Raw genomic sequence first — 13166 nt, 5'->3', positions numbered from 1 at the left:
GCAGAATGTCCGCGACTGAGTTTGCAGTGCCGCAACAGGGCATCGATGTCCTGTACGCGAATCACCATGGCTGGCTGAAAGGATGGCTGCGGCGGCGGCTGGGAAATTCATCCGATGCTGCCGATCTTGCGCACGACACCTTCATGCGCCTCCTGGTCCGCGGCGACACCGTCGAGGTGCGCGAGCCGCGCGCGCTGCTCACTACCGTGGCCCAAGGCGTGGTGTCCAATTTCATGCGGCGCCGCAGGATCGAAGAAGCCTACCTGGCCACCCTTGCCGACCTGCCCGAGCTTGAAACGCCCGGCCCCGAAACGCGCGCCATCCTGCTTGAAACCCTGGTCGAACTGGACCGCCGCCTGGATACGTTGGCCGCTCCCGTGCGCCGGGCGTTCCTGCTGTCTCAGTTGGAAGGCATGAAGCAGGCCGACATCGCCGCCACGCTGAACGTCTCCCTGGCCACCGTGCAGCGCTATATCGCTAAGGCCGCGCACCTTTGCTTCTTCGGCGCCTGAGCATCGGCACGGCCGCAGCCGCCTGTATCAAGAACGCCCCCTTACCCATGCCCAACTCGCCCGCGGACTCAAGCCCGACGGCCTTCCCCCAGCTTGAGGGCCCGCCATTGCCCGCCAGCGTCAGTCTGCGCGCCGTGGACTGGCTGGTCGCCCTGCAGGCGCCCGACGCCAGCGACGCCACGCGCGAGGCCTGCCGGCGCTGGCGCGAGGCAGACCCCGACCACGAGCGCGCCTGGCGGCACATCGAGACCTTTGGCCAGCAGTTGCGCGGATTGAACACGCCGCTCGTACGCGGCGCGCTGACGCGCGAGGGCCGGAACCGTCCCGCGCGGCGCCAGGCCGTCAAGGCGCTGGCGGTGGCGCTGTTTGCCGGCGGCGGCGCCTGGCTGGCGCGCGATAACCTGTGGCGCGGCTGGCTGGACTGGCAGTCCGATCACCACACTGCAGCCGGAGAACGCACGAGCATCCTGCTGGCCGACGCCAGCCGCATCGACCTGGACACGGCAAGCGCCATCGATGTCCGGTTTGACGGCTCGCAGCGCCTGGTCCGCCTGCTGCACGGCCAGATCCTGATCGCCACCGCGCCCGACCCGGCATCCCAGGCAGGGCGCCCTGCCCGTCCTTTTCTGGTGGAAACGGCGCAAGGCCGCGTGCGCGCCCTGGGCACACGCTACAGCGTGCGCCAGTTCCCTGGCCGCAGCCACGTCGCGGTGTTCGAGGGCGCCGTGGAGATCCGCCCCGAACACCAGGCGGATGCGCCGCGCGTCATTCACGCGGGCGAACAGGCGTCGTTCACCCGCGACGCCGTCGGCGCCACGCAGGTGGCGGACCCGCGCGATGCGTCATGGTCCGTTGGCATGCTGGTCGCGCAGGACATGCCGCTGTCCGACTTCATTGCGGAGCTTGCCCGGTATGTGCCCGGCCGGCTGGCCTGCGACCCCGCTGCCGGTCGCCTGAAGGTCTCGGGCATCTATCCGCTGGACGACACCGACCGGGTGCTGGACATGCTGCGCCGGACGCATCCGATCGAGGTCGACCAGGTGACGCGCTATTGGATCACCGTGCGCCTGCGTGACGCCTAGCGCCGCGCAGGCCGCCTCGACTCGCCGCGCTATTCATCGACCCCAAAAATTTTTCGCGCCAACATGAGGGGTTTCCGTTTCCCAAGTGGCAAACCTAATAGAAGCCACATTTTTTCACCGGAAACCGGACCACTCATGCCCCCCCGTCAGTCTCGGCGCGCCGCGCGCCTCATCGCACGCAATACCCTCGCGCTGGCGGCAAGCCGCGCCCTCTGGCTCACAGCATCGGGCATCGCCCTGTCGGCCGGAACGGATGCCGTACAGGCCCAGGCCAGCGCGAAAAGCTACGCGATCCCCGCCGGATCGCTGGAAAGCGCCCTGACCCGCTACGCCCTCGAAAGCGGGTTGATGTTGTCCTATTCGGCCACCGACATCTCGGGCAAGCGCAGTCCCGGCTTGCAGGGCAGCTTTGACGCGCCCGAGGCGCTGGCCAGGCTGCTGGCAGGCACCGGACTGGCTGCCCGGCCACAGCCGAATGGCGGCTACATCCTGCGTCCGGTGCCCGGCAGTCAGCCGGGCCAGGACGCCGCGCAGACCCTGCCCGCGGTGACGGTGACGGGCGTTGCCGAGGAATCCGCTTTCGGCCCGGTGCAAGGGTTTGTGGCCCGGCGCAGCGCAACCGCCACCAAGACGGACACGGCGCTGCATGAAACGCCCCAGTCCGTATCGGTGATTCCGCGCGACCAGGTTGTCGCGCAGGCGGCGGACTCGCTGGACCAGGCACTGGGCTACACCGCCAGCGTCCAGTCGCTGGAAGGCGGGGCGCTCAGGCACATCGGCACGGGCTTCACGATCCGTGGCTTCAACGTTACCGGCGCGGCTCCGTTGTACCTGAACGGCACCAAGTTCCCCATCAACTCGCTCAGCGGCGCCATCGAGCCCTACAACTTCGAACGCATCGAGCTGCTGAAGGGGCCGGCCTCGATCCTGTACGGGCAGGCCGCACCCGGCGGCATCATCAATCTGGTCAGCAAGCGCCCCACGGCGGAGCCGCTGCGCGAGCTCGAATTGCAGACCGGAAGCTGGAACAAGAAGCAAATTGCGATGGACCTGGGCGGTCCGGTCACCGAGGACGGCAATGTCCGCTATCGCCTCACCGGACTGGCGCGCAACAGCGACAGCATGGTCGACTACATCAACAACGACCGCACCTCGCTGGCCGGCGCGCTGGAGTGGCAGATCAGCGATGCCACGCTGATCACGTTCCTGGCCAGCTACAGCCGCACCGATAGCCCCTACGATGTGGGCAAGCCCCTGGAAGGCACCCTGCTGCCCAACCCCAACGGCCGCATTTCGCGCACGCGCTTCGTTGGCGAACCGGACTTCGACCGCTATGTCACAAAGGGCGCCACGCTGGGCTACCTGCTCGAACACAAGCTGAACGACGACTGGAAGGTGCGCCAGAATCTGCTGACCTACAAGCAGCGGGCCGACAATCAGTACGCCGGGGTAGACACGCGCGTGGACGCGTCGGCCCCGGCCCTGGCCACCCGCTATGCCCTGACGCGGTACGACACCGACAAGGGGCTGGCCGTGGACAACCAATTGCTGGGCAAGCTGCGCCACGGCAGCTTTGAACACACGCTGCTGTTCGGCATCGACTGGAGCAAGAACGAGTTCTCGCGCGCCCAGAGATCCGGCTCCATCGCGCCGCTGAACCTGTACCACCCCGTCTATGGCGCCCGGCCGGACCTCGGCCCCACCGGTTATGGCGAAGACAGCACGCGCCAGCTGGGCTTCTACGCGCAGGACCAGATCAAATTCAACGAACGCTGGATCGCGCTGCTGGGCGGGCGCTACGACTCCGTGCGTACCGAGTCGACGCCGGGCACGGGCGCACAAAACTCCCACGCCTTCACGCCGCGCGTCGGCCTGATGTATCTGTTCGACAACGGCTTGGCGCCCTACTACAGCTACAGCAAGTCGTTCCAACCCGTGACGGGACTGGACTTCGCCGCCAATCCCTTCAAGCCGACCACGGGCGTGCAGCACGAGATCGGATTGAAGTACGAACCCAAGGGCGTGGATGCGTCGATCACGTTCGCGCTCTACGAAATCACCCAACGCAATGTCCTGACCAGCGACCCTGACCACGTGGGATTCCTGGTGCAGACGGGCGAAGTCCGCTCGAAAGGCGCGGAAATCGAGGCCCGGGCCAGCCTGAACCGGCAACTGGACCTGGTGGCCGCCCTGGCAACGACGGACGCGCGCGTGGTCAAAAGCAATTTCGGCAACGAAGGAGCGCGGCCCGAATCGGTTCCTCGCAACATGGCATCGCTCTGGATGGACTACCGGTTTTCATCCGTGCCGGGCCTGAGCGCGGGCGTGGGCGTGCGCTATGTAGGCCGCCAGGAAATCAACGAAATGCCGATACCGTCGTACACCACGTATGACGCCGCGGTGCGCTATCAACTGGACAAGTGGCAGTTCGCGCTGAACGTGAAGAACCTGGCCAACAAGACCTACGTGGCCGCGTGCCCCTACACCTGCTATTACGGCGACGAGCGCAACATCACGCTGACGGCGCGCGTCAACTGGTAGGCCGCGTTCGTGTGGCAAACCGGGATTCGCGCCGCCCCGCTGCCTGCCCGTTCAGGGTTGCGTGGCGATGCCGGTTTCTGATGAAGGATCGACCGCGCGCAGCAGCCGGCCCAGGTGGCCGCTGCTGGAAAAACCCAGTTCGGCGCTGACTCTTGCCGCCGGTTCGCCCATCGCAAGCCGCTGGCGCGCGGCCTGCGCCAGGACCATGCGGCGCAATGAAATCGGAGACTGGCCGTAGGTCTCCATGCAGGCGCGCTGCAGCGTACGGGTGGTGGCGCCGAGCACGCTGGCCGAATCGGCGATCGCCGGCAACGGCTGCCCCGCTTCCAGCCGCTCGCGCAACAGTTCCAGCCATTGCCGCGCCAGCGGTAGCGGCGCCTGCGGCGTAATGATCTGGCCGTGGATCCGGTGCGTCGCATCCAGTTGGGTGATCAATGCCTCCACCAGCATCGGCAACGCCGACGCCGACAATGCCGGCTTCCAGAGGGCATCCAGCATGGCCTGCGCCGCGCCATCCAATTGCAGCACGCCCCCCGCCCGGCAGGCCCGAAGCAATTCCGGAGCCAGATAGAGTTCGCCATGCTGTTGCGAGATGCTCTCGGCGCGCGTGCTGTGCTCGACATGAGACGGCAGCAGCAACGCCTGGCCCCGCACCAGCCGGCAGCGGCGGCGGGCGCCGGCCTCGTCCCGCCAGGCGCTGTCCAGGGCGCCGGCCCGCGGCCAAAGCAGCATGGCGCAGTCGTGCTCATGCCAATGGAAGGCATAGCGCGGCTGCCGGCTGGCCGCCAGGGCGAAACCTGTCTGGGCGATGAGGTCCTGTTTGGAGGAAAGCGGGACGGAACGCGACATGGAGAGTGCGGGCGTGTGGTGCGCTGGGCGTTGCCCGGCAGCGGCAAGATTGGGCGTTGGGCCAGTATCGGCGCGCGGCCGTTTTCATGCAAGCCTGGCGCGGGCGCGTGGTTTCCGTTGTCGCGCTTGGGATCAGCTTCTGTCGCGTCGCGGTTCGCCGCCAGCTCGGCCGCTGCCTACGATCTGGGTCATTCCACAAACACACAAGGGGAAATCCATGATTCGCACACTTCCGTCGGCCTTGCTGTCCGCCGCCCTGCTTGCCCTTCCGCTGGCCAGCGCCCTGGCTCAACCCGCCTGGCCGGACAAGCCGATCACGCTGATCGTCCCCTTCCCGGCCGGCGGCGGCACGGATCTGGTGGTGCGCACGCTGCAGCCGGCGTTGACGCGCGAACTGAAGCAGACCGTGATCGTCCAGAACGCCGGCGGCGCGGGCGGCACCGTGGGTTCGGGCCAGGCCGCGCGCGCCAAGCCGGACGGCTACACCGCGCTGGCCGTCACGACCAGCACCACCGCGCTTGCCGCCCACCTGTACAAGAACCTGCCGTACAAGCCGGCCCAGGATTTCGATTACATCGGCTTTATCGGCACGTCGCCCTATGTCCTGGCCGTGCAGCCGGCCCTGAAGGCGGCCACACTTGCCGAAGTGGTCGGCGCGTTAAAAGCGCGCTCCGTCGGCACGTATGCGTCGGTGGGCGCCGGCACGGTGTCGCACCTGCTGGGCGAGATGTTCAAGAAGGACGAGACACTGGATCTGACGCACGTTCCCTACCGCGGCGCGGCGCCCGCCTACACGGATCTGATCGGCGGCCAGGTCGACATCATGTTCGATAACCCCGTGGGCCTGGCGCCCTTCGTGCAGAGCGGCAAGCTGATTGCGGTGGCGACCACCAGCGCCACCCCCATCCTGCCCAACGTCCCCACCTTCGCGGCCCAGGGCATGCCCGCCTACACGCAATCGCTCTGGTACGGCCTGGCCTTTCCCAAGGGCACGCCGCCGGCCATCGTGGAAAAGATGAACCTTGCCTTGAATACGGTGCTGCGGGACCCGGCCATTGCCGCCGACCTGGCCGCCAAGGGCGTGGACGTCAAACCCGGCACGGCAGAGGCGCTGACCCAAACCGTCTCACAAGACCTCGCCTTCTGGGGCGACCTCATCACCAAGACCGGAGTCCAGTTTGACTGACCTTCACCCCAACCTCATCCCCGCCCAGCCTCCCGCCGGCCAGGCGGCCCTGCTGCGCGTATTCGTCGATTCGTCCCAGCCCCTGCAAGGCGGAAATCCGGTGCCGTTGGTGCTTGACGCGCGCGGCATGTCGGCGGCCGACATGCAGGCGCTGGCCGCGCATCACGGCCACGAGTCGTCCTTCGTGGTGCCTGCCGACCGCGATGACCACCTGTGCCAACTGCGATTCTTCGTGCCCGGCCACGAAATGGAGATGTGCGGCCACGCGACCGTGGGGACGCTCTGGGCGCTGCGGCAATGGCAACGCTGGAGCACGCCGCGCGCCCGCGTTCAGACCCTGAGCGGCAGCGTGGACATCGAATGGGACGAGGCTGACAATCGCGCCTGGGTGTCGCAACCTGCCGTCGCCACATCCGCGCTCACGCCCGCGCAATGCCGCGCGATCGCCACCGTGCTGCGTATCGACCCCGACTTGCCCGGCCTGCACATGATCAATGCCAGCACCAGCCGCGTAAAGACGTTGGTGCGATTGCCGACAGTGGCCGACCTGGATGCGTTGGCGCCGGACTTCGATGCGATGCGGGACATCTGCGAAGCCATCGGCTCAACCGGTCTCTACCCTTATGCGCTGAGCGCGGACGGCGCCAGCGCGCGGCAATTTCCCAAGGCGTCCGGTTACCCCGAGGATGCCGCCACCGGCATCGCCGCTGCGGCCTTGTGGGGTTACCTGAACGAGACGGGCAGCGTGCCGGCGGACGGGGTATACACGGTCCGCCAAGGCGTGGCCATGGGCTCGCCGTCGGCGATCCAGTTGCGCCGGCGCGGGAACGCCCCCGGCTGTTGGCTGAGCGGCGAGACGCAATGGATACGGTGACCGCTGGCGGCACGTCCGACTCGCGGCTGGCTGCGGCCGGCTGGCGCCTGCCTGCGGCGCCCGTTCCGCGCGGCGCCTATGCGCCCTACCACTTGGCGGCCCTGACCGGCGCAACACTGGTCTGCATCAGCGGCCAGGCCAGCCGGCGGGACGGCACACCGATCGTGGGGATATGCCGGCCTGGCGCCGATCTGGACGCCGCCCGCTCCGCCTGTGCACACGCGGCGCTGAGTGCGCTGAGCGCCCTGCGCGAAGCCTGCGGCGGCAATTTGGATCGCGTGCGCGCCGTGCTGCAATTGCGCGGCTATCTGCGCAGCGAGGCAGAATTTGAAGACCACAGTGCGGTGCTGGACGGTGCATCAGCAGTGCTGGAAGCGGCATTCCCGCATATGCCGCGTCCGGCACGCAGTGCGGTGGGAGTAACCAGCCTGCCCGGCCGCAGTTGGGCGGAAATCGAAATCAGCGCGCTGCTGGACGACCGCGGCTGACCCGCCAAGCCAACCCGCCCGCGCTGTCGGGCGGGCGGCACTGATACGACGATAACGGTACGGCTGCCCCGCCGCTTCGGCGGCCAGACTCAATGCCCCGTCGCGTCACCCTGACGACTGGCTTCGAACAGGAACCACGTGCGCCGCTCGGTCTCGTCGATCCAGTTTTCGATCAGGCTGGAACTGGCGATGTCGCGATGCTCGTCGGTGACGTTGTGGGCTTCGCGCAGCGCGGCCGCCAGGACCTTGTTGTCTTCGCGCAGTTCGGCCAGCATGTCCAGCGGCTGCACGTAGTCGGCGTCGTTGTCGGCAATGCGCTGCGACCGCGAAATATGCCCGATGGACCGCAGCGTGGTGCCGCCAATCTTGCGGATGCGTTCGGCGAGGGGGTCGGTCATGGCGAACAGCTGATCGCCCTGCTCGTCCAGCAGCAGGTGGTAGTCCCGGAAGTGGGGACCGCTGATGTGCCAATGAAAGTTCTTGGTTTTCAGATACAGCGCGAACACGTCGGCCAGTATCTGGTTCAGCGCGGCGGAGATGTCGCGGGTGGCCTCAGCGGCGAGGTCAGTGGGCGTCGCCAGCGGCGCCTTGCGGCGGTCCTTCAGCGCCTTGGTGGTCTTCTCATTCAGTTTCTTGGCCATGAATCGCAGCTCCTGATTAGAAATCGGAAAACACGTTCGCGGCGCACTTGCAGCCGGCCGCGAGGCACAGCGTAAATCTCCGGCTGCGCTTTGCCAATGGCCGGCACAACGAAGGAGTATGCTACGCCGCTTCGCATCTCCCAGCTTCCCTCACCACCATGCGCGGCAATCCCGACGCCAGGCAAGGCGCCATCGCGTTGCACGGGTTCTATTTCCTGTACTACGGCTTGCAGGGCGTAAGCATCCCGTTTCTGCCGTTGTGGTTCGCGAGCCGGGGACTGGACCCGGCGCTGATCGGGCTGATCGTCGCCACGTCGTTCCTGCCCAAAATCCTGTCGACGCCGATCGTGGCGCACGTGGCGGACCAGACAGGCCGCGCCCATGCGTTGATCGCGTCGGCGCTGGCGGCATCGCTGGCGCTTTTCCTGTGTTACCCGTTCAGCCAGAGTTCAGCTTGGCTGCTGGCAATCACGTTGCTGCTGAACGCGGTGTTTCCCGCCGTCCTGCCGCTGATGGACCGGATGGCGATTGCAAGCGGGCGGGGACAAGGCAATTCCTATACGGTGATGCGCGCGTGCGGGTCGCTGGGATTTGCGACGGTGACGGTGGCGGGCGGCTATCTGATCAAGACGTTCGACACGGACTGGGTGATGTGGCTGTCGATCCTGCTGATCGTCGCGTGCCTGGCCTGCGTGCGCCTGCAGCCGCGGGCAGCACGGCCGGCGGCGGTTGACGCCCCCGTCGATCGCGTACGCCTGCCGATGCGAGAGGTCCTGCGCGACCGCCCTTTGTTGATGTGCATCGCGGCCGCGTCGCTGGTGCAGGCGAGCAACGGCTTTCTGTATTCGTACTCCACGCTGCATTGGACCGCGAACGGGTTGTCGACGGCGATGATCTCGCTGCTGTGGGTGGTGGGGGTGACCAGCGAAGTTCTGTTCTTTTTTCTAGCGCCGCGCATTTTGGCTCGCACGGGTGCGCAGTGGCTGATTCTGACATCGGCCGTCATGACCGCCATTCGCTGGACGGGACTGTCCGCCACCACGGATCCTGCGATTATCGCGGGCCTGCAATTGCTGCAATGCTTCACCCTGGCGGGCAACAACGCCGCGATCATGTGGTACATCACTCGCCGCGTACCGGCGGCATGCAAGACGTCCGCCATCGCCCTCTACGCCATGCTTTCAGGCGGCGTCTTCATGTTCGCCAGCATCCAGCTGGGCGGCGCTCTGTACCGGGCCTATGCACCTGGCGGGTTCCTGGTCATGGCGATATGCGCTGCCGGAGCAGTGCCGCTGGTGATTTATTCGGAGAAGCTGCGGGAGCGGAGTACGGAGTGACGGCAGTATCTTTTTCGAGATTTCTATATCTACGCATGTGATTTTTTGGTTTGTGTTTTTGGGGTTTGACGGGTGCGGATTGCTGGCGATGGTCGGCGTTCTTGGGACGCCCGGCGCGGCGTGGGCCTGGGGTGGGCGGGGCTCCGATTGCGGTCCGGAGCCTTCGCTCCGGACTGCCCCGTGCTCAACCTCGTCCGCCTTCGGCTCCCTTCGGTTTCCGCCGGGCGCATCTAAACGCCCCGCCCACCCCAGGCCCACGCCACACCGGGCTCGAATTGCTTGATCTTTGCGGGCGCTGGGGCGAGTTGGGTTCTTTAGGTTCTTGCATACGGCGGGGTGGTCGAGAAGCGTCTTGCGGTGCCCGCCCCCGGGCGGCCGCGCGGGCGGCCTTCGTGGGCTTACGCGCTGTCTTACGTCGGGGCGATGACGCTTCGCGTGTGGCTGCGTCTGGGTAAGGTGTCTGACACCCCGGTGAGATGGGCGTCATGCCGAGTTCACCTCCATAGGGTGTCAGACACCGGCAGCAGCAACCACCGGCACATTTGTAAGACTGATTCGGGTGTCTGACACCCGAATCATCAGCGCCATTTGATCTGCTATCCGTTAATCGTCAATTGAACTCCAGTGCCCGATGGGCGGCGCGCGTACAGGTGGGCAAGCTGACATTGACCGTCGCCGCGCGCCGCCCATCACCGCCCCACCCCCGTATTGGAGCGCCCATTAGCAATCACCTCCCCGCCAGCGCGCAAGCGCACACCGCCCCGACGTCCCACCGCTCATATGCCGGGTTGCCGCCGTCCGGGCGGCAGCAACCCGGCGACCCCGCAAATCCCCTTCCCTGCACACAGCTCTTGTAGCGCGCAAACCAAAGACCCTGGTAGCACGGCGTCGCGGTCACCGGGGAGGCGAGCGCCGTCGATGCGCCCGAGGGAATCTGAAGGCAGTCGCCGAAGGCGACAACGAAGATGACGACGGGGGAGTCCGGAGCGAAGGCTCCGGACCGCAATCGTGGGCGATCGCCTCCCCGGTGACCGCGGCGTCGGGCGACCTACGAAGTCCGCAACGCCCACGAAAAACCTGACGCTACAAAGTCAGCGACGCCCCAGAAAAAACCAACGTCCAAACAAAAAAAGGCCCTGCATCAGCAAGGCCTTCCATCCAAAACACTCAGCAGCACCCAATCCGCTTCTTCCCCCCGTATCGCGCCTCCTGGCGCTCCCGGAAGAAATCCTCATAGCTCATTGGCTCCTGCTCAGGATGCGTCCGCCGCATATGCTCGACATACGTCTCGTAATCCGGCACGCCAACCATCAACCGGAGCGTCTGCCCCAGATACCGGCCGGCGGCGCCGGCCGCTGAAGTCATATTGCTGAACAACATGCGGCTTCTCCTGGATGAAGGTCAGTCCGCGCCAGCCGCAGCGGCTGCGGGCAGCGACTCGTAAGGCGTTTCGCGGGACGTCGGCTTGTTCTCGTTGCGGGCGCGCTGCACCGACTTCAAACCGAACACCACGATGCTCACCACGACAAAGATGAAGATCGCGCACAGCCCGGCGTTGATGTAGTCGTTCATCACCACCCGCGACATCTCGCCCAGCGACTTCGCCGGCGCCAGCACCTTGCCTTCGGCAATCGCGGCGTTGTACTTGTCGGCGTGGGCCAGGAAGCTCACGCGCGGGTCCGAATGGAACAGCTTCTGCAGACCGGCCGTCAGCGTGCAAGCCAGCAGCCAGAGCGTCGGCAGCACCGTCACCCACGCATAGCGGTCGCGCTTCATCTTGAACAGGACCACCGTGCCCAACGTCAGCGCAATCGCGGCCAGCATCTGGTTGGCGATGCCGAAGAGCGGCCACAGCGTGTTGATGCCGCCCAGCGGATCCACGACGCCCTGATACAGGAAGTAGCCCCACGCCGCCACGCACAGGCCCGTGGCGATCAGGTTGGCCGGCAGCGAATCCGTGCGCTTGAGCGACGGGGCGAACGTGCCCAGCAGATCCTGCAGCATGAAGCGGCCCGCGCGGGTGCCGGCGTCAACGGCCGTCAGGATGAACAGCGCTTCGAACAGGATGGCGAAGTGATACCAGAACGCCATCATGCCCGGACCGCCCAGCGCCTGATGCAGGATGTGGGCCATGCCCACCGCCAGCGTCGGGGCGCCGCCGGCGCGCGAGATGATCGTGCTTTCGCCTACGTCCTTGGCCGTCTGCACCAGATCGGCCGGCGTGATCACGAAGCCCCAGCTCGACACCACCTGGGCGACCTGCTCAGGCGACGTGCCGATCACGGCCGCCGGGCTGTTCATTGCGTAGTAGATGCCCGGCTCGATCACGCAAGCCGCGACCAGCGCCATGATGGCGACGAACGATTCCATCAGCATGCCGCCGTAACCGATGTAGCGGGCCTGGGTTTCGTTCTCGATCAGCTTGGGCGTCGTGCCCGAGGAGATCAGCGCGTGGAAGCCCGACACCGCGCCGCAGGCGATGGTGATGAAGAGGAACGGGAACAGGTTGCCCGACCACACCGGACCGGTGCCGTCGACGAACTGCGTCAGCGCGGGCATCTTCAGTTCCGGGGCGACGACCACGATGCCGATCGCCAGACCGACGATCGTGCCGATCTTCAGGAAGGTCGACAGGTAGTCACGCGGGGCCAGCAGCAGCCACACGGGCAGCACCGAGGCGATGAAGCCGTAGACGATCAGGATCCAGGTCAGGCCCTTGCCGTCGAAGTCGAACATCGGGCCGATGACCGGATGCGCGGCCACGTCCTGACCGAACGTGATGGCCGCCATCAGGCCGACGAAGCCGATGATGGAAACCTCGCCGATCTTGCCCGGACGGATGTAGCGCAGGTACACGCCCATGAACAGCGCGATGGGAATGGTCGCGGCCACCGTGAAGGTGCCCCACGGCGAGTGCGTCAGCGCCTTCACCACGATCAGCGCCAGCACGGCCAGGATGATGACCATGATCATGAACGCGCCGAACAGCGCGATCACGCCCGGGATCTTGCCCAGTTCCGACTTGACCAGGTCGCCCAGCGAGCGGCCGTCGCGGCGGGTCGAGATGAAGAGGATCGTGAAGTCCTGCACGGCGCCGGCGAACACGACGCCGGCCAGGATCCACAGCATGCCGGGCAGGTAGCCCATCTGCGCGGCCAGCACCGGTCCGACCAGGGGGCCCGCGCCGGCGATGGCGGCAAAGTGGTGGCCGAACAGCACGTGCTTGTTGGTGGGCACGTAGTCCAGGCCGTCGTTGTACTTCCAGGCCGGCGTCATGCGCGTCGGGTCAAGCTGGAAGACCTTGCGCGCGATGAAGCGGCTGTAGTAACGGTAGGCGATGAGATAGACGCAGACGGCGGCAATCACCACCCATAGCGCGTTGATGGTCTCCCCTCTGGCCAGCGCCACGGTGCCAAGCGCAAACGCGCCCAGTACCGCAACCGCCAGCCAGACCAGGTGCTGACCCAGTCCCTTACTGCTGGTGTGCATAAGTGCTCCTCTTGCCTCCCGCCATGCTCTTGGCGTGAAACGCTTTTTTCGTCCCGCGGAAGGCAGACTCATTGTTGTGGGGTGGCGGACGCACGCGTCCGCGCTGCGTCAGGTCGACGCGGGCGCCAGTATTGCGCTCTGGCCAACGCGCCAACAAGCGCGGAACT

Annotated in this window: 11 protein-coding genes; 7 read left to right on the top strand and 4 right to left on the bottom strand. The window is 66.4% G+C overall.

Annotated elements, in window-relative coordinates; translation table 11 throughout:
* Window positions 1–5: 5 nt before the first annotated feature.
* The 3 genes from AB3147_RS12110 to AB3147_RS12100 all read left to right on the top strand — a co-directional run bounded on the left by AB3147_RS12110 (window position 6) and on the right by AB3147_RS12100 (window position 4135).
* On the top strand, window positions 6–512 hold the full coding sequence (locus tag AB3147_RS12110; RefSeq protein ID WP_175121851.1) for a sigma-70 family RNA polymerase sigma factor: 507 nt from the start codon (window positions 6–8) through the stop codon (window positions 510–512).
* A 47-nt stretch (window positions 513–559) separates the two neighbouring features.
* Complete coding sequence (locus AB3147_RS12105; protein ID WP_218343599.1) at window positions 560–1594, top strand: FecR domain-containing protein; 1035 nt, start codon at window positions 560–562, stop codon at window positions 1592–1594.
* A gap of 135 nt (window positions 1595–1729) precedes the next feature.
* Window positions 1730–4135, top strand: a complete 2406-nt coding sequence (locus tag AB3147_RS12100) for a TonB-dependent siderophore receptor (RefSeq protein WP_218343598.1) — start codon at window positions 1730–1732, stop codon at window positions 4133–4135.
* 51 nt (window positions 4136–4186) lie between these two features.
* On the opposite strand, the gene AB3147_RS12095 is transcribed toward AB3147_RS12100, so the two are convergent.
* The gene (locus AB3147_RS12095) at window positions 4187–4984 is read right to left on the bottom strand and encodes an AraC family transcriptional regulator (protein ID WP_175121854.1); all 798 of its coding nucleotides are present in this window, start codon (window positions 4982–4984) and stop codon (window positions 4187–4189) included.
* A gap of 217 nt (window positions 4985–5201) precedes the next feature.
* Between AB3147_RS12095 and AB3147_RS12090 the strand changes: the two genes are divergently transcribed.
* From AB3147_RS12090 to AB3147_RS12080, 3 genes are read left to right on the top strand one after another with little or no spacing between them, the layout of a single operon-like run.
* Window positions 5202–6170: a Bug family tripartite tricarboxylate transporter substrate binding protein gene (locus AB3147_RS12090; RefSeq protein ID WP_367352017.1), complete on the top strand. Its 969-nt coding sequence runs from the start codon at window positions 5202–5204 to the stop codon at window positions 6168–6170.
* Window positions 6163–7044: a PhzF family phenazine biosynthesis protein gene (locus AB3147_RS12085; protein WP_367352016.1), complete on the top strand. Its 882-nt coding sequence runs from the start codon at window positions 6163–6165 to the stop codon at window positions 7042–7044. Before AB3147_RS12090 ends, AB3147_RS12085 begins: the two co-directional genes overlap by 8 nt.
* On the top strand, window positions 7032–7532 hold the full coding sequence (locus AB3147_RS12080; RefSeq protein ID WP_367352015.1) for a RidA family protein: 501 nt from the start codon (window positions 7032–7034) through the stop codon (window positions 7530–7532). The genes AB3147_RS12085 and AB3147_RS12080 overlap by 13 nt, the downstream gene beginning before the upstream one ends.
* Window positions 7533–7621: 89 nt before the next feature.
* On the opposite strand, the gene AB3147_RS12075 is transcribed toward AB3147_RS12080, so the two are convergent.
* Complete coding sequence (locus tag AB3147_RS12075) at window positions 7622–8173, bottom strand: Dps family protein (protein ID WP_175121857.1); 552 nt, start codon at window positions 8171–8173, stop codon at window positions 7622–7624.
* A 158-nt stretch (window positions 8174–8331) separates the two neighbouring features.
* On the opposite strand from AB3147_RS12075, the gene AB3147_RS12070 reads away from it, so the two are divergent.
* Window positions 8332–9510: an MFS transporter gene (locus tag AB3147_RS12070; protein ID WP_367352014.1), complete on the top strand. Its 1179-nt coding sequence runs from the start codon at window positions 8332–8334 to the stop codon at window positions 9508–9510.
* 1167 nt (window positions 9511–10677) lie between these two features.
* Here AB3147_RS12070 and AB3147_RS12065 read toward each other — a convergent pair.
* The gene (locus tag AB3147_RS12065) at window positions 10678–10890 is read right to left on the bottom strand and encodes a YbdD/YjiX family protein (RefSeq protein WP_105238611.1); all 213 of its coding nucleotides are present in this window, start codon (window positions 10888–10890) and stop codon (window positions 10678–10680) included.
* A 21-nt stretch (window positions 10891–10911) separates the two neighbouring features.
* The gene (locus AB3147_RS12060) at window positions 10912–12999 is read right to left on the bottom strand and encodes a carbon starvation CstA family protein (protein ID WP_175121859.1); all 2088 of its coding nucleotides are present in this window, start codon (window positions 12997–12999) and stop codon (window positions 10912–10914) included.
* Window positions 13000–13166: the final 167 nt, after the last annotated feature.

This window comes from Achromobacter animicus, from assembly GCF_040775605.1.
In the GTDB taxonomy this organism is placed as follows: domain Bacteria; phylum Pseudomonadota; class Gammaproteobacteria; order Burkholderiales; family Burkholderiaceae_B; genus Achromobacter; species Achromobacter animicus.
This window is presented reverse-complemented; position numbering and strand designations above follow the sequence as displayed.

Coding starts and splice junctions, on each gene's coding strand:
- AB3147_RS12060 (WP_175121859.1), bottom strand. CDS start 12,999: ATGCACACCAGCAGTAAGGGACTGGGTCAGCACCTGGTCTGGCTGGCG.
- AB3147_RS12095 (WP_175121854.1), bottom strand. CDS start 4,984: ATGTCGCGTTCCGTCCCGCTTTCCTCCAAACAGGACCTCATCGCCCAG.
- AB3147_RS12075 (WP_175121857.1), bottom strand. CDS start 8,173: ATGGCCAAGAAACTGAATGAGAAGACCACCAAGGCGCTGAAGGACCGC.
- AB3147_RS12080 (WP_367352015.1), top strand. CDS start 7,032: ATGGATACGGTGACCGCTGGCGGCACGTCCGACTCGCGGCTGGCTGCG.
- AB3147_RS12070 (WP_367352014.1), top strand. CDS start 8,332: ATGCGCGGCAATCCCGACGCCAGGCAAGGCGCCATCGCGTTGCACGGG.
- AB3147_RS12100 (WP_218343598.1), top strand. CDS start 1,730: ATGCCCCCCCGTCAGTCTCGGCGCGCCGCGCGCCTCATCGCACGCAAT.
- AB3147_RS12065 (WP_105238611.1), bottom strand. CDS start 10,890: ATGTTGTTCAGCAATATGACTTCAGCGGCCGGCGCCGCCGGCCGGTAT.
- AB3147_RS12105 (WP_218343599.1), top strand. CDS start 560: ATGCCCAACTCGCCCGCGGACTCAAGCCCGACGGCCTTCCCCCAGCTT.
- AB3147_RS12090 (WP_367352017.1), top strand. CDS start 5,202: ATGATTCGCACACTTCCGTCGGCCTTGCTGTCCGCCGCCCTGCTTGCC.
- AB3147_RS12110 (WP_175121851.1), top strand. CDS start 6: ATGTCCGCGACTGAGTTTGCAGTGCCGCAACAGGGCATCGATGTCCTG.